We start from the raw sequence: 23,739 nt of genomic DNA, 5'->3' as shown, positions 1-23,739 counted from the left end.
TACTCTAGAATACGTATGCCACAAACAAGAGGAGTCACTGAACAATAAGGAGATTTCTCAGAGGAAGGAACAGTTTAAGTGGAATTATATATACAGCAAAAATGCATAAAATATCCCGAATAGTTCTATGGAGGGAGCTGAAGATCTTTTCTATGAGAAAAGTGCAGAGCTGCTAGCCATTTTGGCTGTTTTGCTTGCAACTACTTTCACCATGTGAGATACTCTTTTGCAGAGTAAGTATGTTCTGAAGGGGTGAGTATGTATTCTGCTGGTTCTGCATTTGTTCTTTGGCTAGTTGAACGCGTGCTTCTGTTGTGCCGCCTGCTCCTGGAGCGATTTCGCATGGCTCAGCAGCTACATAGATGCAGCAATCAGCCAGATACAACTGGAATCTCTCAGGGACACAGAAATGCCTGCCTGACGGCTCCCTCACGAGAACCAGACAGGCAGGCAAACACTCGGATGCGTGCTTCCTCGCTACAAGCGCTCCCGGGGCGTCAGGACAATAAGTGGGATCTGGCGCGACGTTTTCGCCTGATGCTCAAGCAGGAAGGGAAAGGCTGTCACGGCTTTCTGCCACATGCGTTCCCGCTCCTCACCTTCGAGCACGGTTGCACGCGCCTCAAAGGTCTCGTCACCTCGCTCAACCGTCACTTCAGGGTGGGCAACGAGGTTATGATACCAGGCCGGGTGCTTCGGAGCTCCGAGATACGAGGCAAATATCAGCATCTGTTCGCCTTCAGACAGGTAGCCAAGCGGCGTGGTATGCGGCTTTCCGCTACGTGCTCCCTTTGTGGTCAGAAGCAGCAGCGGCGTATTCGCGAATGGGCCGCCGACTTTTCCCCGATTCGCCCGGAACTCCTCAATAACCTTGCGATTGTAGTCGTTCATGTACATCCTCCTTCCTTTCCGGAACCTTGCTTTAGTATAGCACCTGTTCAGGAAGTAGCACGTCCTCTATACGCATTTTTGTGTACGCACATCGAGCATCAATCGATACGCCACTTTTGCAACCACCATGCTTTATGGGGCATCGAAGAGCGCTCAAGCGCCTGAACGAGCTGCCTGCCATCGAGCGGCGAAGCTCAAGCGAGATCCGTCCCTGCTCAACACGCAGAATTGCGTACTCGGCCCAACAAACATTCTGGGTTCTGCGGCAGTTCGGGACTCCCTGCATGAACACCCGGCAGGCCAACGGCACCACAATTGAGAATCCATGAGTCCTGATAGCGACGCACCATCTGAATATGTGTGTGACCACCCGCCATGACCGTCGCCGTCTGCCCTTGTAGCATACGTGCAACCTCATCGTCAGGCGTGACCGCCGCAATGACATCATCAAATGAGCGCGGAGAGCCATGAAAGCAGAGCAGCGAGTTTTCCTGCTGAAGCGGCACATGCAGCGTCGACGGGAGGGACCGAATAAAGGCGTGATCACTCTCCGAAAGCTGTTCGGCACTCCATAACGCCAGCTCATAGAAGATACAATGCCGCTCGGCCTCACTCTCACGAGCGAGTAACGGGTCTTCTAACCATGCATCGGTATTCCCTAAAATAACCGGACACTGGAGCTGCCTGAGACGCTCAATTACTTCCGCAGGCTGTGGCCCCAGTGCACATATATCGCCGAGGCATAGCAAGCGGTCAACCTGTTCCAGTTCGGCCAGAACAGTTTGCAGGGCAACAAAATTTCCGTGTACATCTGAAAAAATCCCTATTTTCATACGTTACACCTTCCCTCTTCTCTTTTTTCTGCCTGTTTGCTCTTGTTGCAGATAGCAAAAGTGATACTTCTGATCCCTGCTTATTTCACCTGTATCCTTTCCTTTCAACAAAGTACATAATTTCTCTTATATATCTTTACTCCTGGATAGAAGTAATGGTATATAAAATATGTGCTACCTCTTATTCGCTCGTAGATGTTTTTGTGAGAGGTACACATTTTGGAGCTCAGTCCACAGGCAAAGTTAGCGGCAATTGAACGGGAAGCAAAAAAAATCGGGGCCCGCCTTGAGTGTCGTGTAGAAGGATGTGGATGTGTCAGGGGATATGAACAACCAGTGTACGGGCTTGTCTACAAAGACAATTGGTATCCACTTATACTCCCTGAGTCATACATCTTCTCAGACACGAGGCGGCTTCAGCAGTGGATCAAGGTTAATATCCTTCATCTTTAAAAGAAACAACATCAGTCGAGTAGAGCGGCTTCGTAGGCGGGAAGACGGCTTTTCACTTTGTTAAGGTATCTCATAGCTATCTCTTAGTAGAATAGATTGAGTGTAGAAGAGGTAGCACGGGAGCAGCGGGAAGATCCCCCCTTCCTGCTGCTCTTTCCCATATGCTCCTGCAATCAGTTGCTACTCCGCAAACAGGCTCAAGAGATGGCCCATATGCTGATACTTCGTTTGTAAATAGGCTCTATTCGCGCTGTCAGGCATGATCTCCAGCGGCACTCGTTCAACCTGAAAACCGCTTTCCTGCACCACCTGTAGCTTTTTCGGATTGTTCGTCAGCAGGCGAAGCGAGCGCAATTTCAGATGACGTAGAATCTCTATAGCGCTGGTATAGTCGCGTGCATCGACCGGATATCCCAGTTGTACGTTTGCTTCAATCGTGTTAAGGCCGCGCTCCTGCAAACGATACGCCTGTAATTTGCCGCTCAAGCCAATTCCCCGCCCCTCTTGCGGTAAGTAGATTATCATACCGCATCCCTCCTGCGCAATCTCTTTGAGCGCGGCTTGAAGCTGCGCACGACAATCGCAACGCAATGAGCCAAATACGTCGCCGGTTTTACATTCAGAATGCAGGCGCACAAGCGGAGGAGGATCGCCTGTTAGATCCCCGAGCAGGAGCACAAGATAGGGGAGCCCCGTCTCATGCTCCTGATAATGCTGCAAACGGAATGGAGCATAGCTAGTCGGTAGCTGTATTTCTGTAATCAGGCTGACACGGCGGGCCTTTCGGTATTGCCTGATTGCCTCGATAGAAGTAATACCGCAATCCAGATGCATTACCAGTTCCAGCAACGCGATATCATCGACCACACTCCGCACCTCGTAGAGCACCGCAACCTCTTCCAGACCAGCAATGCGCAGGAGATCAAGCGCCGCTTCCTCATAGCCAGCAGCATCAACCCGCGTGAGAAGCGGTTCCTGATCGTCAGTACAGGCAGATGGAAAAACCAGCCTGCGAATCTCTTGTACCAGGCTGGCAGGTTCACCAGCCCGAGCGCGAGGCGTCAGCCGGCAAGCATCCAGCCGGGCATGACGCAACAGGACGCGCAGTTCACCACCCGCAATCAACAGCAAGCGAGTAACCGTTTCAGCAGTGACAAATTGCCCGGCCTGACAGAGTACCGGCGGATCATCGCACAGGCCAGCATACAACAGCACCGGGCGCCCTTCCTGCAACATACGAGCAGCATGCAGCACCGAAAACTGATTGGCCTCAGTTCCCATCTCCCGGACCATAGTATATATCTCCCTCTATCAACATATCATGCTCGACTATCTCTGTATACATATGCTGTAGCTGAAATGCATCGGACATCAGAGCCAGACCGACGCCTGCGACCGGTGAACTGGCAGTGGAGCCGCCTACCACTTTTGGTGCAATAAAGACCTGCACATGATCGACCAGCCGACAATCAAGGGCACTCCCCAGCAGGTGACTTCCCCCTTCAAGCAACACGTGCATACAATCTTTTTCCTGAGCCAACAACCGCAATGCAGCATCCAGGTCCACCTGATTACGCGCGTCAAGCGGTGCGGCAAGCACAGAGACACCACGCTCACGCAGGCGCTGAAGGAGCTCACGGCGCTCACTTCCTTCGCCAACGATCAGGCAGGTTCCCTCAGCCAGCTCGGATGAGAAGAGCCGACTCTGTTGCGGTACATTGCCCGAAGCGGATATCACAACGCGCAGTGGCCCCTGACGCGGCTTACCACGCAGCTCTTCAGGCAAGCGAACCGTTAATTGTGGGTCATCCTGGCGAAGCGTCCCTGCGCCAACCAGAATCGCATCAACCCGGTCACGAAGCTGATGCACCCGCAAACGCGACCGCGGACCACTGATCCAGCGCGAGTCTCCTGTGCGTGTCGCCAGCTTGCCATCAAGCGTCATGGCCCACTTTGCCGTTACATAGGGCCTGCCTTTCGAGATATAGAAGAGAAACGGCTGAATTATTTCGCGAGCTTCCTCTTCACCAACACCTACTGTCACCTCAATTCCAGCAGCGCGTAATTGCGCAATCCCTTGCTCACACACGTGGGGGTTGGGATCACAGATCGCCACAACAACACGGCGAATCCCCGCTGCAATCACCGCTTCCGTGCATGGAGGTGTGTGCCGGGTAATACAACAAGGCTCCAGCGTGACATAGAGCGTCGCCCCTCTTGCCCGTTCTCCGGCCTCACGTAACGCGAACACTTCGGCATGCGGGCCATAGGGGGGAGCGGTTGCCCCCTGCCCGATGACCTCGCCATCACGCACCACAACAGCACCTACCGGTGGTCGAGGGCTGGTGCGCCCCTCGACACTTCGTGCACAGGCCAGTGCCTGGCGCATCGCTGCCGCATCATCCAGAACCATCATATACCACCAATCTTTCACCTTTATGCAAACTGGTTTGCACAAACTGATCTCATCCAAACTAGTTTGTAGTTTGAGCATTTGAAGTCGGGCGCTTGCTACGCATGTAGCGTTTGACAGGAGTCAAAACAATTGGCTGCAGCTCTGGAGCGGCCAGGGAAGCCCGATAGCGCTCCTCGGGCACATCGCCATAGAGCGTCGTACGCTGCCGTGGAACTCGTTTAATCAAACTAATCAGTTGCTCCATCCATGCCGGGGGAAGCTCCTGGCCGAGCTCTCCGCCAGCCGCTCGTGTAATACTCTCATTCATCAAAGTTCCACCCATGTCGTTCGCACCCGCTTGCAAACACACCTGCACCCCCTCGGGGCTCATCTTGACCCACGACACCTGGATGCTTGTAATATATGGGTGTAGCACCAGACGAGACACAGCGTGCATCAATACGGCCTCGCGGAAGGTCGGTCCCTTACGCGCGCGCCCCTTCCAGTACAGTGGAGCCTCCATATGCACAAATGGGAGCGGGACAAATTCCGTAAAGCCGCCTGTTCGCTTTTGGAGATTGCGAATCCGCAACAGGTGCCGCGCCCAATGGACTGGCCGCTCAACATGACCATACATGATCGTCGCGGTCGTGCGAAGGCCGATCCCATGCGCCTCCTCAATAACCGAGAGCCACTGTTCCGTGTTGAGCTTATCGGGACAGATCAGCGCTCGAATCTCGTCGTCCAGGATCTCAGCAGCAGTCCCGGGAAGCGTCCCGAGCCCGGCATCCTTCAATTGCCGCAAGAACTCGCGTACGCTGAGCCCAAGCGTTTGCGCTCCCTGCCAGACCTCAAGCGGTGAGAAGGCGTGAATATGGATCTCCGGCACCGCTTCCTTGATTGCTCGACACATGTTGAGGTACGTCTGACCCGTGTACTCAGGATGAATGCCGCCTTGCATACAGACCTCGGTTGCGCCACGCTCCCACGCCTCTTTTGCCCGCCGAACCACCTCTTCCAGAGCAAGATCATAAGGCGTTCCACGCAGGTTTTCGCTCAATTTTCCTTTCGAAAAGGCACAAAACTGACAACGGAAGTAACAAATGTTGGTATAGTTGATATTGCGATTGACCACGTAGGTGACCGTGTCACCGCACACTCGCTTGCGAAGCTCGTCCGCTGCCTGGCAGATTGCTGCAAAATCGTCGCCCCTTGCCTCAAAAAGGCGCACAATCTCGTGCTCATTGAGATCCTCCCCCTCCGTCGCCCGTGCAATCAACTCACGCACCTCCGCGGTAGAGCGCTCAGGAGGCCTCCGATGCAGCACGAGATCCTTTTCAAGGGGAAGTTGCACGCTTGTTCCCGGTGACCACGTATCAACCCGAGCCAGACCATCACTGTCGAGCTGCTGCAAGACCAGCGGCGCAACCTTTGGATCGAGCCACTCATGCGGCTTCAATGCATATTCCGGGTAGATTGTCAGGCGCTCAACCAGCTCCTTACCCACACTATTGGTGCGCTCTGCCAGCTCGTCGAGATGCGGCCATCGCGCCTCGGGATTCACGTGATCGGGCGTCACAGGCGAGATGCCACCCCAATCGTTCAGCCCTGCGCCCACCAGCCGTTCATAGACACCAGGGCTCAGGTTGGGAGGCGCTTCAATATTCATCCGAGGACCAAAAAGCAGCCGTGCAACAGCAATGGTCCATAACAACTCTTCCAACGCGGGTTCAGGCGCTTTCTCCATGCGTGTTCCCGGTTTGGCACGGAAGTTTTGAATGATCAATTCTTGAATGTGCCCATACTGACGATGCAGCTCACGCAGCGCTAGAAGCGACTCGATACGCTCAAGGCGCGTCTCACCGATACCGATCAGTATGCCAGTAGTAAAGGGGATACGCAGCTCGCCCGCTTGCCGAATCGTTTCCAGACGCACCGACGGCTCCTTGTCCGGCGAGCCATAATGGGGCCCACCGCGCTCAGAAAGCCGCCTGGACGCACTTTCAAGCATTATGCCTTGCGAAGCCGTCACCGTGCGCAGAGCAGCCAGCTCAGCAGCACTCAACACGCCCGGGTTCGCATGGGGCAACAGCCCGGTCTCCTTCAGAACCAGCCCGGCCATCTCGACCAGATATGAGATCGTCGTTTCGTGACCCAGGTCAGCCAGCTCCTGCGCGACCACCTTATAACGCAGTTCCGGCTTGTCGCCAAGCGTGAAGAGCGCTTCTTTACAGCCTGCCTGAACACCTGCTCTGGCGATCTCAAGCACCTCATCTGGCGTTAGATAGGAGCGCTTCCCCCGCACCGGAGGCTTTGTAAACGTGCAATAGTGACAAACATCGCGACAAAGCTGTGTAAGCGGTATGAACACTTTACGCGAATAGGAAATACGCTGATGATGGCCTTGATCTCGCAATTGTGATGCTACACCTAATAGCGTAGGCATATCATCAAAAGTTGCCAGTTCCAGCGCTTCAGTAGCGGAGAGTTCAGATCCTTGTAAGACACTCTGAAGCAAGTTCTCTACGGCTTGATGCATGCAAACGTGTTCCTTTCTGAAAAACAGTTTGTCTCTCTGAGCAGGGACATACCATTCAATTAGCTCGGGAAGCAGCCTCACGCTTTATCTCCATGTGCAAGACCTCGATGTGCTGACCGTGTCCCCCGGCACGATAGCACAGCATAATACATCTCTATCCTACATTCTTTTCCATCCCTTTTTCAAGTATTCTTCTCTTTCTCTACCTCTTACCTTTTCCCACAAACTCTTTAGAGAAAGTAGACCGATTCTCAGTTGATCTGCTCAGATAACCGAAGACCAGCCACTTTGCAGCATGCATGGCTTGACAGACACCCGATGCAGCGGTTACTATATCGAACATAGATATATCTATAGCGGATATAACGATAGCCGATACATCGAATATGGATACTAAAATGTGCTACTCCAATACCACTACTCTCACTAAAAAGGGGATAGAATGAAACGCTACCTGATCCTGTTGCGGACCTACCTTTTTTCGCAGCGCTTCAATGTCTGTATGCTTGCTCTCTTACTCCTGGGAGGCATCGGCCTTGAACTGCTCAGCCCGCTTCTTCTGCAAAATTTTATAGATACACTTCAATATCCAGGTAGTTCTTTCTTTATTCCAGTACTCCTTTTCTTCTGCTTTACCATTTTCAATCAACTGTGCACTACCTTTGCAAGCTACCTGAGCGAGGCTGTTGGCTGGCGAGCGACGAACGAGCTGCGCGTTGACCTGACACTCCACTGTCTCAATCTGGATATGCATTTCCATAAAGCGCACACGCCAGGCGTGCTTCTTGAGCGCGTTGACGGGGATATCGCCACGCTCTCAGACTTCTTTTCCAACTTCGTGTTCGTCATGCTTGGTCGCTTTCTGCTCTTGCTTGGCATCATCGTAATTGCGTTTATGGCTGATTGGCGTGCCGGGCTGCTTTTTCTCATATTCACCATTTTCCTGTTCTCGCTCTTCAAGCCAATTCAAAAAAGAGGTGTACCAATGTTTCAGGCAGCTCGACAGGCCGATGCAGAGCTTGCCAGTTTCTTTGAAGAACGGCTTTCCAGCCTTGAGGATATCAGTGGGAACGGCGCACAGCCCTACGTTATGGAGCGGCTGAACAGGCTCTCCCGACGCATTCTGCACACAGCCCGCTTGAGTAGCGTCTATGGCCGTCTATTCTCGGGGGCGCTTGAAATCGGGGCAAAGGCGCTGATGGCTGCAATTCTTACGCTCGGAGCCTCCCTGTCGCGACATGGACAGATGAGCCTCGGCACAATATACGCCACTTTTTTCTACACAAATTTGCTGACGAATAGCCTGATCGAGATCACCTTCCATCTTGATGGATTTCAGAAGGCACTGGCAAGCATCCAACGCGTTACGGAGCTCCACAGCGCCACAAGCGCTATCGTCGATGGAGAAGGAGGCCTCTTACCAGATGGACCGCTTGCCCTTCGTTTTGAGCATGTCACTTTTGGGTACGCTCCAGAAAAACTGGTACTTCATGATATCTCATTTGAGCTACGATCAGGCCGTACACTCGGGATACTCGGGAGAACTGGAAGTGGCAAAACCACCCTTACGCGCCTGCTCTATCGGGGCTATGACGTGCAGCAGGGAGCGATTCTGCTTGGCAACACGGATATACGGAGGACAACCCGTGCGGAACTATGTGCCCGCATTGGCGTCGTCACGCAGGATGTCCAGCTTTTTCAAGCAAGCATCCGAGAAAATCTGACGCTCTTCAATCCGAACATCTCAGACACAGAAATCATGCACGCGCTCGCTGAGCTTCATCTGACGCAATGGCTTGCAGAGCAGCCGCATGGCCTGGATACTGTGCTGACAGAAGGCGGCGGAATGCTCTCATCAGGAGAGGCTCAGTTGCTGGCTTTTGCGCGCGTGTTTCTGCACAATCCTGATATCGTCATCCTCGATGAAGCCTCATCTCGACTCGATCCAGCGACAGAAAGACTGCTTCAACAGGCAATTGGGCGCTTGCTTCAGGGCCGAACGGGGATCATCATCGCGCACCACTTGGACACCATTCAACGCGTCGATGACATCCTGATCCTTGAGGGTGGCCACATCCGCGAACATGGCGAGCGTCACCTGCTTGCTTCTGATCCCACATCACGCTTCTCACAGCTCATCCAGAGCGGCCTGACGGAGGTTATCGCATGAAAAACGGGCTCTTCAAAATCATGATGTACGCTCCACAGCTCTATCTGCTGAATGCCCTTTTGCAGATCTTTCGCAGCATTTTTCTTCTTCTACCTGGCCCGATCATCGCGGCGTTTTTCGATTCAATCAGTCATCAGCACCAATCGGGCTGGAATCTCTGGACGCTCGGGGCGCTCCTGGTGGGTGCTGGCATCGCCAGAGTGCTTGCTATGTTGAGCAGCGTTGCCACAGACACAACGTGCGTTGAAACAGGGAAGACGCTTTTGCGGCGCAATGTCTTCCAGCAGATCATCATGAAAACAGGAGCCCGGACGCTTCCAGCCTCTTCCGGAGACATGTTGAACCGCTTCAGAGAGGATGCACATCAGGTTTCAGAGCCGATTGTCTATAACCTTATGGCCTTCGGTGCAGGTATACAGGCACTGATCGCCATCATTACGCTGTTATCAATTCATCCGCTTATCACCATTGTTGCACTTATTCCGATGATAGGTTCAAATATCCTGATAGAGTGCATGACAACTCGCATTCGCGCCTACCATCGGGAGAGCAGACAGGCAGCAGGAGCTGTCAGTTCCTTTCTCGGAGAAGTACTGAAAAATACGCAGGCGATTCAGCTTACAGGGGCACAGCAGTATGTGATCGCACATCTACGCCATTTGAATGAGAAGCGCCGTCAGACCACACTCAAAAGCCTCTTTTTTACGAATGTTGTACTTGTTTCTGTCTCTCGCAATACTACGAATATTGCGTTCGGGATCATCCTGCTTCTGGCGGCTCAGGCAATGCAACAGGGTTCGTTTACTGTTGGAGAACTTGCCTTCTTTCTCCTGTACCTGGACCAGATCACCGCGTTCATTGCTCAGTTCAGCATCGGGCTGGCAAAAAGGAAACAGGCAGGCGTTTCTTTACAGCGATTACAGACAATCTTGCCCGCAGATGTGCCTGAGAATGCCGTTGTAGATCAGAGTCCGCTTCATCTTCGTGGCACATATCCCGCCTTGCCACAGCCTCAGAGGCAGGCTGAACCGCTTACGCGTCTGGAGGTGCGCAACCTGACGTACCTGCACCCGCAAAGCAAAAAGGGGATCGAGGATATCAGCTTTCTGCTGCTTCGGGGCACCTGCACGGTTGTCACAGGGCGGATTGGTTCGGGGAAATCAACGCTGTTGCGCTCGCTCCTGGGGCTGCTTCCCGCAAGTGGAGCGATCTACTGGAACGGTCAACAGATCACGAACCCGGCCAGCTTCTTCGTCCCCCCACAGAGCGCCTACACGCCACAGGTGCCCCGTCTATGCAGTGAGACGCTCAGGCAGAACATGCTGATGGGGCTTCCTGACGAGCCAGAGCGCTTGCATGCTGCCATTCATGCCGCTGTGATGGAGCGAGATATTCAGATGCTTGAGAAAGGGCTAGAAACGGTTGTCGGGCCGAAGGGAACCAAACTTTCAGGAGGACAGATTCAGCGAACGGCGGCGGCTCGAATGTTCCTACGCGAGCCTGATCTACTTGTTTTTGATGATCTTTCCAGCGCTCTCGACGTAGAGACTGAACGACAGCTCTGGGAACGCCTTTTCACCAATCGAGCACATACCTGCTTGCTTGTATCACATCGGCATTTCGCGCTGCAACAGGCTGATCAGATCCTTGTGCTACAGGATGGACGTCTTGTGGCCGCTGGACCGCTTGAGCAATTGCTTGAGACCAGCGAAGCAATGTGTTCTCTCTGGAATGGAACGATTGAAAGTTGAAGTTCAGCAAATCACAGCTTCCCCGACAGCCTTCCCTCCCTGCCGGGGCATCAACTGGCTCTACAAATAGAGGATAAGCGCATTCTAGTTTATGCTGGAAGTGTCAAAGAGCGAGTTCGCCAGCAGGGTAAAGATAGCATCCTCTTCCTGCTCAAGTTCTTCGAGTGTGCGCGTTTTCTGATCCTCAATCGGAAGCTCGTCATGCTCAAGCCACCCCTGCACATGCTGCTCGATCGCTGGATGCGAATGCAGAATAGCTGAAACGGTACTGGTAATATGTTGAGCAATGGTCATGGTGTGTTCTCCTTTTGTGTTGTTGCTATGAAGTATAGGCGGAAGTTGTCGCAAGCATATCATCTATTTGTCACAAAGTTGTCGCAAACATGATGCATGAGGAGATCGCACCATTCGCCTCGCTTCATAGCAGACAAGCAAGAACACACCACGACCCTTTGAGGGTTAAGCCGTTCGCGGCCAGGTTGCTTCTAAGATGATGCCGTTGTTATCAGGGAAGACAAACGTTCCCAGCTCAGGGATATCTGTAATGGGCGTGCCAACCCGCTCCAGGCGCTCTCGCAGTGCTCTGGCGGCTGCTTCATCTCTCAGGCGAACCGCAATATGCATCAGGAATGCCGTCGGATCGACCTCAGCAAGCGTCTGAGCCCCCTTGCCGACGGTTGGTCGCTCGAAAAAGTGGAAGCCCCACGTGTCCTCATCATTTTCCTTGACCAGGATCAAGCAATGTCGTCCTCGTCCCTCTTTTGAGGGAGCAACAGCACTTATAGTCATCTGTAGGATATCGCGATAAAACTGGATGGTTGCATCCAGATTCGCGGTTGCCAGTGCAATATGATGAATTCCATTCCACATACTCATTCTGTATTTTCCTTTATACTAAAAAGAGAGCAATAAACGTATGTTGTCGTTGAGGGCGTTGGGTTTGCGCTGCTCGCTGACGCGCTCGTTCTACAAATGCTCCGGGTGTCATTCCCGACCAAAACGAGAATTCACGAATCAGGTGCGCCTGATCCTGATATCCGAACCGAATAGCATCCGCCTCCTGTCCCTGCAACAGGGCATCACGTGCAGCCTCGAAGCGCAACAGGCGAGCAAAAACTTTCGGAGCGAGGCCCATTCGTCGCTTGAAACGCCGCTCAAACTGACGCAGCGAGAGGCCACAATGAGCGGCCAACTCTTCCATACGTACATGACCATGCGTCTCATAGAGCCGTTCCAGCGCTCTTTGTATCAGCTCTCGATCAGCTCGAGACCATTGCCGCAAGTTTCCAAGCGCCTCATGCACCGTTCGAGCATAGCAACTACGCATAACCGTTGTCTCAAGCGTGCGAGCAAAGTGCGCCCAGATTCCGGGTTCAGCAAATCTGGTCCGCAGACAGGTACTATGAAACATGTTCGCCCTCCATTCTTCCTACGCAGCATACCATAAAGTACGTACGCAGTATTGTTAAAAAACGTCATTTTATACATACTGATCCTTGATTTCGGTAACATTTTCCTGTATACTGGTAGCTAGATTACATAGGAGAAAGCAAACAGATGGGTCGCGATTCACAAAGCGCCTGGTTTTTAACGGTTTTACGCAAAAACGGATAATTCGCTGCTTACCGGTTCCTCGCGTCGATGGTAAGCAGCGGGAAAGACGCAACAGATATATCATACGCTTGGAGTACGGTTTTCTCTGCTGCTCTGATCGTTCCTTTCTTCTGCCTTCCCGCACTACACCTCGCATCAGCCATTACGTCACATCATGGACACTTTTTGACCTTCAACACCCGAATGAGCTCTCTTACCTCCACGAGGGATCGGCATAGCATGTTTTAGCGCAGTAGAAAGGAATAAATGCACTGTATGGATAAGAAAATACACGAAGAGAATAGGCTTTCCTGGAATGCAGCAACGGTTGCACACAACAGCCACAAAGGCGATCAAGCTGCTTTCTTTCGACGGGGCGGCTCAACCCTGTTCCCGGAAGAACGCGAGCTCCTGGGCGACGTGAATGGTCTCTCTGTCGTTCACCTGCAATGCAATTCTGGCCAGGATAGCCTGAGCATTGCCCGCCTGGGCGCATCTGTCACCGGAGTCGATATCAGCGACACAGCGATTGATTTTGCCCGGAGCCTCTCACAGGAGAGCGGCATTCCCGCCACGTTCCACCGCATGGATGTTTACGACTGGCTTGCAGAGGCGGCTCACGACTCACAACGCTTTGACATCGTCTTTTGCTCGTATGGCGCTTTATGCTGGCTTTCTGACCTGCCTCTCTGGGCACAAGGCATCGCCGCCGTTCTCAAGCCGGGAGGCCGCTTTATCGTCATCGATTTTCACCCGGTCTGCATGCTCTATGAATGGGACATGGAGCGCCGCTATCCCTACTTTACGGAGGGCCGCGCGTTCACCGAAGAAAGCGGCGTGAGCGATTACGTCGCGCTCTCAGACACAGGGCTGCTGTTCGGCACATCGGGCGAAGAAGGCGTGAAGGATTTCAAGAACCCGCATCGGAGCCACCTCTATTCGTGGAACATCTCCGAGATCCTCGGCGCCCTGCTCGGAAGCGGCCTGACCCTCACTGAGTTCAAGGAGTATCCATACTCTAATGGGTTCAAGCCATTCCAGAATATGCAGGAATTGCCTGACCAGCGCTGGCAACTCCCGCCAGAACAGCCGAATTTGCCGCTGATGTACTCAATAGTGGCACAAAAAGCTGTACGCTAAAATAACGAGTGTCGTTGAGGGTATGCCATTAAGTGCATGCCCTTTTTTCACCCGTACACCGGCAGAAATACCAGAAATAGTGAGGAATCATTCCTGCTATTACCTGAAGCCGGGTTATGTGATGCTGGCAATGAACCTGTTTCAAACGCCGATGACGGGCATTACCTCTCTGGTCGAGGAAAGAGAAACCGATTTCTCTCAGGAGCTCTTTATTGCGCCGGTCTCGCGTTACGCAATCATTTTCGGCAAGATTCCTGGCGAAACAACAGTCACGCTTGTCCAATGCATTGAGATCATTCTTTCAGGACTGTTGCTCTTCGGCCTGCATCTTTCGCTCACAGCCGCGCTCTTGCTCATTCCAGCGACTCTGGCTACCTGCCTGTTTGGTGGCGCATTCGGCACATTGGTTGCGTCGCTCGCCAGCAGCGCTCGTGTCGCATCTCAGCTCATCCCTTTCCTTATTATGCCGCAATTTCTGCTATCAGGCGTATTCACACCCATACGTGTGCTTCCCTGGTACCTGGACATTCTAACTCACGCCTCTCCGCTATGTGGTTGATCCCCTTCGCGGCATCATCTATATCATCTATATAGGTGATCCAGCTGCTGATTATCGGCGTGCTCTTCGTCATTTTTATGGTGGCCGAGACCTACCTGTTTGTGCGTAATGAACGGAACCGCTCAAGTGTCTTTGCCCTGTCTCCCGGGGCAAGGCACCTCTTTTGAGCAGAAAAAAACCGCCCGTATCTCATCGGGCGGCTTCCAGTGAGTTCAGGGGTAGTTGACGTACTAATAACGACTCATCAACTCAACGTGCAACCAGTATAGCAAAAACAATACCCGTTTGTGTTAAAAAAATATAAAAATTACGCTATTTCATACCATTTTCTGCAAGAGCCCCTCTGTTACCAGTACCCCCATACCTCGCAGCTGCCAGATCTGACCTTCTCAAAAAAGAGAGGTACATCATAGCGCAGCCCTCACTTTTCTGCTACACTCCCTTTGACAGGAAAAATACCCTCGTGATTTGATTGAAGTACTCATTTCTCGTATCCATTCTATATCAGTCCCTTTTCGCAAGCGGTATCCTGTGCCAGAACTCCAGAGAAGAAGGGAGCAAGGGAAGAAGCAATATATGCAAGAAGAAATAAAGAAGGATCTACAGACGAACGAGGGACCAGTTGTAGAGACACAAGGAACGCACAATAGCAAAGCAGAGCAAACGAGCGTACAGGGAACGACCTTTTTTCCGGTTGCTACAAACGTCGAGTATAAGCCGTTTCAGCCACCTGCGGAACGCAAAGCCTGGTACCTTCCTTCCAGTGTGGCACGGATCGTTTCAGCGGTTGGTCTGGGTGCAGCCCTGCTTATGCCGTTGAGCTCATGCGGTCGTCCAAACGAGGATTGCCCTCCTGAAGCCACCGCAAAGCCACAGGTAAACGGCACCACGCCGATCAAATATATGGCCAGTAATGGAGCTTATTTCCTCTGGATACCGGCGCTCGGCGGTTGGGTGCCCAGTGACGACGGGATTCACCCGAATCCCGGCAAGCTCACCGTCGGCACCAGCGGAGCAGCAGGTATCGGTACCGATTGTTACAATGGGGGGTAATTGTAGTGACCAGCCTCTCCGCAGATTTTACCAGTCAATACCGAGAATGGCGACGTGCGTACTATAATCGCTTTCCTGAATTCTGGGGTACGCTGCCTGGTCTGAAAGTGGAAGAGTACGCATTATATGGAGCGCTTGTTCTTCCACCCGAACATGTTCAGGCGCTCCGCATGGCTGCAAGCCGGCTCTATCGTCTGATGACGCGCCTTGCTCAGGTCCTCCAACAGGCCGACGATCAGACATTACGAGATATCGGTATTCCAGAGGCAGCTATTCCCTACGCACATATTGTTATTCCAGAAATGCCAGCGGTCATGTGCGGACGCTACGAGTTTTTAATGACGGCTGCTGGACCAAAACTCCTTGAATTTAATGCCGAAACACCGACGGTTGTGGTTGAGCTCTTCCATATGAACAGTCAGGTATGTACTGATTTTGGGCTACGCGATCCCAATGTACATTGTGAAACGCAACTGGCACAGGCAATTCAGTCCAGCATTGAAGGGGCTCTCCGCTGGCTTAAGCAGCGCCCGGAACAGGCGACGATCATTTTCAGTTCGTCAACAGACAAGGAAGAGCGTGGCACAACCGAGTTTTACCGGCACCTGCTTGAAAGCCGGGGGCCTCTGCCCTATCAAACCGCCTATCAGAGCCTTGAGGCGCTTCGTGTGACCGATGATGCCCTGCTCACTGCCGAGGGAAAACGCGTTGACGTGCTCTACAAGCTCTATCCAACTGAATACCTGATCAAGGATGAGTCATCCGACGGGACACCGATCGGGCTGGCATTGTTGGAACTGGTTCGCAGGCGGCAGCTCGCCATTATCAATCCGCCGACCGCTTTTGTGCTACAGAACAAAGCACTGGTCGCGGTCCTCTGGGCCCTGCATCTTGCGCAAAGCGATCTTTTCACGCATGAAGAGCACAGATGGATTGAGCAGTATCTTCTTCCAACATATCTCGCGCCACACGATGCCCAGGGACAGCCATTCATTCAGGGAAGGCACGTCATCAAGCCTGTATACGGGCGTGAAGGTATCTCGATCACCGTGTGTCATCGCGGTGAAGTGGTTGAGCAGAGTGACCTGAATTTTTACAGTGATCAGGTCATGGTGTATCAACAGTATACGGAGCCGCCTACAACCACAATCCAGACAGAAGACGGGCGCACCGAAGTCAACCTTGTGCATAACTGCTTCGTTGTCGCCGGAGAGCCCTCGGCAGTAGGTGTACGGGCAGCGCGTAAGCTGATCTTTGACGACTTCTCATATTTCCTGCCTGTTTGCTATCCGGATCAGCCAGTGCAGAAATAGAAGTATGGGACTGCGACGGACAAGCGTGCAGTCCCATTTTTTGTCCTACATAGGATAGCCGCGGCCACCTTGCAGCCCCTTCAAGACTGAAATTTCACCACACATATTATCGATATGGCCGAGAACCAGTCGATTGAGAATAGAGACCACCGTCATTTGACCCAGACCAAAGCTGGAAAGATCAACCACGCGTTCCAATTCTGGCTCAAGCAATGAGGCCAGATAGGCATCAGTCGCAGCATGAACGGCCTGTGCATAGGCCCTCAAAGCGGGAAGATCGACCTTCACTCGACGCGCCCATTCTGCTGTAGAAAGCGGTTGTATCTCGCTGATACCCGTTTTTCCTTCCCACGCACTGGCATATAGCGGGGCCTCACCGCGCAGCGCCATCTGAATCGCCACATCTTCGCTCACGATCGCATGGACATATGTCGCGGCAAGCGGGTTCGCGGTTCCGGGAGGTGTCCAATGCGCCTGCTCACTCGTTACATCGGTCATTGTTGCCTCAAGAAAATCATGTGCCTGTTGTACCTGTTCGCGCAGAAGTGTTATTGCTTTCATCATTCGAAGTCCTTTCTTGCTTTTGGCTGTTGCAAGACCCCTCAAAGGGTCCGCGTTGCTCTGATCATACGGCCCGGCACACTGCCATTTCCAGCAAAAGCGCTGCCAGCTACTGCCAATTTCCCGATTTTGCATCGCTTCTGACTCATTTCGATAAAGAGAGAAAGCCGATATCGCGACTTCTTCTTTTTCTACATGTTTTTCTCTGTAGAAATGCAGTTCGTCAATTTATTGACATGTCAGCATTAGTCTCTATGATTAGTGGAATAGAAAAACGGAGTGCATTATTCTCTCTTCGAGAGAGGATTGTTGAGGAAATGGATACGTTCGTAAGGCGCAACGGGCGCTCTTAGCCCATGTGTTGCAAAGGCCTGGCTTGCATCGTGTCTCTCCGGGCGTTTTCCCTTTCAATACGCAAGTCAGCCAGCCCCCCAAGCGCCCGGGCTTCCATCAAGAAGGGGAGCTTCGCGAAATGCTGTTCCGAGCATGGCACGATATCCGGATAGCCACTATATAGGGAGAGTCTCGCACCGCCCAGGAAGCCTAATCAGTGCCTGATGAATACCTCACTCATGAAGAGGTAATCCATTCTTCAGTATTTCAGCAATTATTCCATCGCGACTGCACGTACAATCAACAGCGAGGGAATTTCCTGATTGCCGGGTACCTGTTTCAGGCGCCTGTCACCGGCACGCGGTTCAAGCATTCGGGTAAGCGCAAACCGCGCATCAATTAACGCGTTCGTATATGAGCTCAGTGTGCGGTGGTAGGCTCCCACACGGCTTCTCACGCCGCCTGAAGTCGATTTCCAGAACCCTTCTCGGGTATAGCGGCTGATCACACGGGCTGGCTTTCCCTGCTCGTTTGCTATCCAGCCTGCCTCAGGAGCCTCAAAACAGGGATGCATAATCGCAAAAACCAGCCAGCCACCGGCTTTGAGCACGCGCCGCGCCGTGTGAAAGACTGCCCGATGGTCAGGGATATCCATCAGAGCCAGAATGCAGACGCATCCATCAAAGGTATGATCCGGCAGTGAACGAGCTTCCTGAGCGTCATCGTGTAGATATACAATGCCCTCAGGCTCTTTATACTCTCGTGCCCGAGCAAGCTGGCCCTCAGCATAATCGATCCCTGTAACCCGAGCGCCCCTGTTCGCCAGCATTCGGGCAAACCAGCCCTGCCCGCAAGCTAGATCACAAACATGCTGTCCCTGCACATCACCGGTACATTCCAGCAATGATGGAAGAAGCATATCAGAATAGAACGGATTTTCCTGTATATATTGATCATACCATGTGACGATTTCGTTATATGCTGCATTCTCCATATCATTTTCTCCTTATACTGGCATTTGTTACCTGTTCACTCACTTTTCGCGGAAAAGATGGTAATACAAAAGGTACGCTCTTTAAGACAAGCCTTCCTTTTTGCTGTTCAGCATAGTATACTCAGAAAAAAGCTTCAAGGAAAGATGAAAAGTGTATGGAATGTCTTACCTGCCTGAATTTGAGTGGCGAACGGCCTATCACGCCGGTTCCTCCCGTGTATCGCGGTACCTGCTGGCAAGTCGAGCATGGCTATCCCTGTGCAAGCCTCGGCTGGTTTGTTATCCTGCCCTTTCGCCATGTCGAAGCGCTTCACGAGCTAACCCGAGAAGAGTTCCATGAGTTGGCAGACATCCAATATACACTTGCACATGCTATGGGCCAGGATAGTTCCATACAAAAAGAGTACCTCGTATGTTTTGGCGAGAAAAAGGGATTCGCGCATGTCCACTTTCATATGCTCGCTCGTCCGCGCGATCTTCCGGAAGAGCTCCGAGGTCCACACCTGTTTATGCAACAGCAAGTCGATAGAGCAGAGGCGCTTCCTATCGAGGCCCTGCAAGCGTACTGTGAGATCTTCGCCCGCAGGCTGCAAGGGCTCGCGTAACCGTACCAGCCTTTTGATAGAAAAGTGGCAGCACAGGAGCATCGTTTCAAAACTGGTGAGAAACTTTCGGGCTATTCCTGGTGATGCAGTTGCATATTTATGCTATTATAATGATGAATATTGCAGATACAGCAGACTGAAAATGGTCTTCAGGTGATTCGTGAAAAGGAGTGGAGGATAGACAATGCAGTGCAATGTACGTGTGGTTCGTGGTATCCTGATCAGCATACTCCTCTGTTGCATGTTTCTCTTCTTGCCTGTCTCTTCTACCTCAGCGCGGGAAGCTCGGCCTGCCGCCGATTGCTACGGTCAAGCGGAGACATTCAGCCATAACGCGGCAATTGTTTTTGCGTATCCAGATAACGCGGAAAAGTGGCTAAACACCTCTCCCTATTGCAAAGACATTAATCTCAAGCTCTCGAAATTTGCTCATCCTTTTCATGTGCGGGTCTGTTTTAAGCGCACCAACGAGTGTACCGACGCAACCCATATAACCGAAGAGGATCACTGGTATGTGCTGGCAACATCGGTGCGCGATGAAACCAATTACTTCCTGCTCTTTACCGGAGATACGGAAACAGCCATTGAAGGCATGGTAGCGGATTGACGCCTTCAAATAAGCCAGGATCAGGACGGCTTTTGACCGGATTGGGTGGTATTCTGTGTAGAAAATAGCTTCTCTAACAGGGAAAGACGGTGTTAAACGATGATCCAGGCAACACGTACACAGGCACTCGCATTTCGCTTGAGCAGCCAGAATCTCTTGCAACGGAAACCGGTAGATAGCTTGCTCGATGTCGCGGCAGTGTGTGGCATTCGCAACACGCCACCGGGCTCGGCGCTCTTAGCCTTCCATGCGCGTCTTGAAGCGTTTTCGCCAGATGCTCTTCAGCATGGGCTCCTTGAAGTGTACAGCGTGCGCAGCTCACCCTTCATTGTGCCAGCGCAAGATATGCTCATCTTTACGCTGGGCGCGCTCCCGGCAGACGACGCTTCATTGCTCACACAGCTTGTAAGCCTTGCACCAGCGCTTCAGGAAGCCAGAATACCGGCGACAGCGGCACTTGAAATGGCGACTCAGGCAGCTATAGAGGCTCTTGGAACGGAAACTCTCTCAAAAGCAGCGCTCAGTCAGGCGATCACGCGCCGCATTCCTGAAACGCTTTCGCCCTGGTGTCGGCCCTGCAACGCCTTTCATGTGAACGAAACGCTCTTTCGTCTGGCTGGCGTCAATGGAGCTTATGTTATCGCCCCCCGGGCAGGTCGGAGCATGGCCTTTCAGCACCTTGAACCAGACACAGAGCGAGATCGTGTAGCTGCACGCCAGGAACTCCTTCGTCGATACCTGCGTGCCTTTGGTCCGTCAACAAGCAGCGAGTTTGCCCGCTGGGTTGGTATCTCCGTTGCTGACGCGGAGGCATCATTTCAACGTCTGGCAGAGCAACTTATTGAAGTTGCTCTAGATGGGCGCCGCACCTGGCTGCATGCTGACGATAGAGCCGCTTTTGAGCACCCGACACAACCCGAAGGGGTTCGCCTGTTGCCTGCTTATGATATCTATCTTGACCAGCCCGATCGCTCAACATTAGTTCCTGAGCTCGCTCACCAGAAACGAATCTGGAAAGCGCTTGGCAATCCCGGGGTTGTGTTAGCCGACGGCGAAATTGTTGCGACATGGCGCGGTCAGAAGAAGGGAAAACGTCTGCTTGTTACCGTCGAACCACTCTGGGTGCTTTCCCTTGAGACACAGGCAGAGATTGAAGCCGAAGCCAGCCAGCTTGCTCCTTATCGGGATTGCACAACAGTAGAGGTCACCTTTCATTCCTGATGCTTCTTGCAGCACATTGCTTGTATACCTGTTTCTATGGGGATAGAAAGGAAGTTCTAGCCATTATGGTCTAAAGAAGGACACTCTATTTGCTACTTCCTCTCTACAGTGATACTGTTGATTGTAACAAATAGAGATGTTATCTGCTTATGAGGTAAAAGGTTGATGATCTGTCCGAACTGCAATTTCCCTAAAGAAACACATGAGGTTATCTGCCCACACTGTGGCGCCTCTTCAATGGCATATGGAAATAATCAGGCAAGCCAATGGAACGCAGGCAATGCATCGAACAATTTCGCTTTTTCGCAACAGCCAGCAGCAACTGCACAACCCGGTTCCTGGAATGCACAGCCAGCGCCAAACGCACAAAGTTATTGGAGTGTTGAGCCGGAGCAACCTCAGGCTCCTTCACAACTTCCAATCGCGGTGGCGAATGGTGGTCCTGTATCGATGGTACCGGTACAGCGCGTCGAAGAGATATTACCGGCGCTGCCAGAGGAAGAGGGATCTGTCTACATTCCTCAGATGTATACGAAGCCGCGCCCGGTTATTCCCCGACGTCGCATTATCAGCGGGTTCCTTAGCATGCTGATCGTCACGCTGCTTCTGTGTGGTGGTGCAGGCTACTATGCAAAGGTCAGCGGCATGCTGGATAACATTCAGCGCTTCATTGGCATCTCTTCGCCTCCACCAATTCAGCCAGCATCAGCACAGAAAAATATTCCTGATCCTAAAAAGCGTGAGCCAGGACCAGCAGCGAACATGGTCGACCTTGCCGTCTTTGCCTCAACAACCACCGAAAACGGCAACCCCGGCGTTGTCGGCGATACCTTTGCCCCTGGAACCAAGTTCTACTTCGTTACAGGAATTAAACTGGACAAAAACCCTGCAACCATCACCATCAAAGTGTACACAGATGGAGAGATCTTTAACGAAGAGACTCGCCAGACAAAAACCACAAAAGACGGAGATCGACAGAATATCGTGCTCCCGCTCATCTTCGATACACCGCTATCCGGACAGGTCGAAGTATACTGGAACGGAAAACTCGCCCAGAGAAGCTACTTTGCCGTCAAAACCACACAATAACATCGAAAGACTGGAATGGTTTCGCGAAACCGGAATAGATCATCCTCCTTCCGCTATGAGCTTATAAAAAGACACGCTATGTCAACCTGATAGAAGTGAGATCAATACACAAGAGCTGAAAAGCAAGCAAAGTCGACGCGAAAAAAAGAAGTGGTCCCTCGCGTTCTTGCCAGGAACAGCAGAAACGAATGACCGCTTCTTTTTCTACCTCGGGAGTCTCTCCGCTGCAACCTCGATCGAGATTCCCCCCTCACACGGCGCTTCTACGTCTTCCCCGATTACGCTTTCTGCTATCGGTTTCGCGGACGTGGCAGGCCAACCGGAGCCGCATGCCGTTCCAGTGATCGGGCACTCATCACAAAGGGCAATACCAGTGTCAGTATCAGGCAGACCAGCGCGAACAGGCCTATCTCGCTGATCACACCATTCCAGCCGAACGAGCTCCAGAAAAAACCACCACCAGTATTACCAACGCTGGAACCAACATAATAAAAGAACAGGTATAAGGCCGAAGCATATGCCTTGCCGCTTCCAGCGCGTTCACTCACCCAACTACTTGCGATCGCATGACCACCGAAGAAGCCGAACGTCAGTATCGCCACACCAAGCAGTTTCAGCCAGAGGTTCATTTCCAGCGTAATAAGCGCTCCAATACCGACGAACGCAACACTCAGCACCAGTACGCCCAGTTTTGACCAGCGATCGGCCAGGCTGCCCAACCACGACGACCCGAACGAACCAACGATATAAATGCTGAACAGCCAGCCGATAGCGCCCTGACTCAAATGATATGGGGCCTCTTCAAGCTGATAGCCCAGATAGCTATACAGCGTCACGAAACATCCCATCAAAAGGAACGCAATACCATACAGGCAGAGAACACTCGGGTTGCGCAACTGGCTTGCTAGACCGCGGAAATGCTCGCGCACAATAAATGGCCTGGCGACAAAATGCCGCGATTCCGGTAGTTGTTTCACAAACCACCATGCACATAACAAACCCAGTACACCCACACAGAACAACGCCACACGCCATGAAGAAACATCCGTAATCAGGGAGACAACAATGCGCCCCGACATCCCTCCAACCGCATTCCCTCCTATATAGATTCCCATTGCAGAACCAAGGTGCCGCGGGTGTATCTCTTCTCCCAGATATGCCATAGCGATCGCAGGCAAACCAGCAAGCACAATACCCGCAAGTGCTCGAAAGAACAGCAGATAGGCAAAGTTCGGACTGAATGCACAGGCAATGGTCACTACAGCAGCCGCGAAGAGCGAAATAGTCATGATTCGCTTTCGACCAAGAGCATTCGAGAATGCTGCGGCAAACGTTAGCATAATTGCCAGCATCGCCGTCGTTACCGAGACTGCCAGACTGGCTGTCGCAGGTGGAATTCCAAACTCCTGGGTATATCGCGGTAACAGCGGCTGTGTACAATACAATACAGCAAACGTCACCAGTCCACCAATGAAAAAGCAGACATTCACACGTCGAAAAGCCGAAGTTCCTTTTTCAATGTACTCCATTCACATTCCCTTCACAACACAGAATAAGTTCCACGCGTTCCCTCTCATGAACGCCGCGATATCAGGTACTCACATCATGTATCGTATCCCCTCCTATTTATGATGTTCAA

At 52.3% G+C, this 23,739-nt stretch carries 21 protein-coding genes; 10 read left to right on the top strand and 11 right to left on the bottom strand.

Annotated elements, in window-relative coordinates; all coding sequences use genetic code 11:
- Positions 1-477 precede the first annotated feature (477 nt).
- From EI42_RS10890 to cofH, 5 genes are all read right to left on the bottom strand, one after another.
- Positions 478-891, bottom strand: a complete 414-nt coding sequence (locus EI42_RS10890; RefSeq protein ID WP_111321772.1) for a nitroreductase family deazaflavin-dependent oxidoreductase — start codon at positions 889-891, stop codon at positions 478-480.
- A 215-nt stretch (positions 892-1,106) separates the two neighbouring features.
- Positions 1,107-1,724: a metallophosphoesterase family protein gene (locus EI42_RS10885; protein WP_111321770.1), complete on the bottom strand. Its 618-nt coding sequence runs from the start codon at positions 1,722-1,724 to the stop codon at positions 1,107-1,109.
- A gap of 633 nt (positions 1,725-2,357) precedes the next feature.
- Complete coding sequence (ribA, locus tag EI42_RS33845) at positions 2,358-3,470, bottom strand: GTP cyclohydrolase II (RefSeq protein WP_246046533.1); 1,113 nt, start codon at positions 3,468-3,470, stop codon at positions 2,358-2,360.
- On the bottom strand, positions 3,448-4,593 hold the full coding sequence (ribD, locus tag EI42_RS10875) for a bifunctional diaminohydroxyphosphoribosylaminopyrimidine deaminase/5-amino-6-(5-phosphoribosylamino)uracil reductase RibD (RefSeq protein ID WP_246046535.1): 1,146 nt from the start codon (positions 4,591-4,593) through the stop codon (positions 3,448-3,450). The genes ribA and ribD overlap by 23 nt, the downstream gene beginning before the upstream one ends.
- 58 nt (positions 4,594-4,651) lie before the next feature.
- Positions 4,652-7,111 (bottom strand): 5-amino-6-(D-ribitylamino)uracil--L-tyrosine 4-hydroxyphenyl transferase CofH, encoded by a 2,460-nt coding sequence (gene cofH / locus EI42_RS10870; protein WP_111321768.1) that lies wholly within the window; start codon positions 7,109-7,111, stop codon positions 4,652-4,654.
- Between the two features lie 442 nt (positions 7,112-7,553).
- Here cofH and EI42_RS10865 point away from each other — a divergent pair, with 442 nt between their 5' ends.
- Positions 7,554-9,281: an ABC transporter ATP-binding protein gene (locus EI42_RS10865; protein WP_111321766.1), complete on the top strand. Its 1,728-nt coding sequence runs from the start codon at positions 7,554-7,556 to the stop codon at positions 9,279-9,281.
- The gene (locus EI42_RS10860; RefSeq protein WP_111321764.1) at positions 9,278-11,032 is read left to right on the top strand and encodes an ATP-binding cassette domain-containing protein; all 1,755 of its coding nucleotides are present in this window, start codon (positions 9,278-9,280) and stop codon (positions 11,030-11,032) included. Before EI42_RS10865 ends, EI42_RS10860 begins: the two co-directional genes overlap by 4 nt.
- An 84-nt stretch (positions 11,033-11,116) precedes the next feature.
- Here EI42_RS10860 and EI42_RS10855 read toward each other — a convergent pair whose 3' ends face one another.
- The 3 genes from EI42_RS10855 to EI42_RS10845 form a co-directional block, all read right to left on the bottom strand.
- The gene (locus tag EI42_RS10855; RefSeq protein WP_111321762.1) at positions 11,117-11,326 is read right to left on the bottom strand and encodes a hypothetical protein; all 210 of its coding nucleotides are present in this window, start codon (positions 11,324-11,326) and stop codon (positions 11,117-11,119) included.
- A 165-nt stretch (positions 11,327-11,491) separates the two neighbouring features.
- Entirely contained in the window at positions 11,492-11,908 is a 417-nt protein-coding gene (locus EI42_RS10850) for a VOC family protein (protein WP_111321760.1), read from the bottom strand.
- A gap of 13 nt (positions 11,909-11,921) precedes the next feature.
- Positions 11,922-12,443: a helix-turn-helix domain-containing protein gene (locus tag EI42_RS10845; RefSeq protein WP_111321758.1), complete on the bottom strand. Its 522-nt coding sequence runs from the start codon at positions 12,441-12,443 to the stop codon at positions 11,922-11,924.
- 458 nt (positions 12,444-12,901) lie between these two features.
- Between EI42_RS10845 and EI42_RS10840 the strand changes: the two genes are divergently transcribed.
- From EI42_RS10840 to EI42_RS10825, 4 genes are all read left to right on the top strand, one after another.
- Entirely contained in the window at positions 12,902-13,765 is an 864-nt protein-coding gene (locus EI42_RS10840; RefSeq protein WP_111321756.1) for a class I SAM-dependent methyltransferase, read from the top strand.
- Between the two features lie 79 nt (positions 13,766-13,844).
- Entirely contained in the window at positions 13,845-14,324 is a 480-nt protein-coding gene (locus EI42_RS10835; protein WP_170142537.1) for an ABC transporter permease, read from the top strand.
- 576 nt (positions 14,325-14,900) lie between these two features.
- Complete coding sequence (locus EI42_RS10830; protein WP_111321752.1) at positions 14,901-15,377, top strand: hypothetical protein; 477 nt, start codon at positions 14,901-14,903, stop codon at positions 15,375-15,377.
- Between the two features lie 5 nt (positions 15,378-15,382).
- Positions 15,383-16,690 carry a glutathionylspermidine synthase family protein gene (locus tag EI42_RS10825; protein WP_170142536.1) on the top strand — a complete coding sequence of 436 codons (1,308 nt, stop codon included), beginning with the start codon at positions 15,383-15,385 and terminating at the stop codon, positions 16,688-16,690.
- Between the two features lie 45 nt (positions 16,691-16,735).
- On the opposite strand, the gene EI42_RS10820 is transcribed toward EI42_RS10825, so the two are convergent.
- Complete coding sequence (locus EI42_RS10820; protein WP_170142535.1) at positions 16,736-17,254, bottom strand: DinB family protein; 519 nt, start codon at positions 17,252-17,254, stop codon at positions 16,736-16,738.
- A gap of 604 nt (positions 17,255-17,858) precedes the next feature.
- The gene (locus EI42_RS10815) at positions 17,859-18,578 is read right to left on the bottom strand and encodes a class I SAM-dependent methyltransferase (RefSeq protein WP_111321746.1); all 720 of its coding nucleotides are present in this window, start codon (positions 18,576-18,578) and stop codon (positions 17,859-17,861) included.
- Positions 18,579-18,733: 155 nt separating this feature from the next.
- Here EI42_RS10815 and EI42_RS10810 point away from each other — a divergent pair, with 155 nt between their 5' ends.
- From EI42_RS10810 to EI42_RS10795, 4 genes are all read left to right on the top strand, one after another.
- The gene (locus EI42_RS10810) at positions 18,734-19,183 is read left to right on the top strand and encodes an HIT family protein (RefSeq protein ID WP_111321744.1); all 450 of its coding nucleotides are present in this window, start codon (positions 18,734-18,736) and stop codon (positions 19,181-19,183) included.
- 184 nt (positions 19,184-19,367) lie between these two features.
- Positions 19,368-19,790, top strand: coding sequence for a hypothetical protein (locus tag EI42_RS10805; protein ID WP_111321742.1), 423 nt, complete (start codon positions 19,368-19,370; stop codon positions 19,788-19,790).
- 99 nt (positions 19,791-19,889) lie between these two features.
- A complete protein-coding gene (locus EI42_RS10800; RefSeq protein WP_111321740.1) occupies positions 19,890-21,011 on the top strand; it encodes a winged helix DNA-binding domain-containing protein in 1,122 nt (373 codons plus the stop codon).
- 237 nt (positions 21,012-21,248) lie between these two features.
- On the top strand, positions 21,249-22,100 hold the full coding sequence (locus EI42_RS10795) for a hypothetical protein (protein ID WP_137686400.1): 852 nt from the start codon (positions 21,249-21,251) through the stop codon (positions 22,098-22,100).
- Positions 22,101-22,390: 290 nt separating this feature from the next.
- On the opposite strand, the gene EI42_RS10790 is transcribed toward EI42_RS10795, so the two are convergent.
- Positions 22,391-23,629, bottom strand: coding sequence for an MFS transporter (locus EI42_RS10790; RefSeq protein ID WP_111321736.1), 1,239 nt, complete (start codon positions 23,627-23,629; stop codon positions 22,391-22,393).
- Positions 23,630-23,739 lie beyond the last annotated feature (110 nt).

The sequence above is a fragment of the Thermosporothrix hazakensis genome, from assembly GCF_003253565.1.
Taxonomy (GTDB): Bacteria; Chloroflexota; Ktedonobacteria; order Ktedonobacterales; family Ktedonobacteraceae; genus Thermosporothrix; species Thermosporothrix hazakensis.
The sequence above is the reverse complement of the archived record's forward strand: the minus strand, read 5'-3'. Positions and strand labels throughout refer to the sequence as shown.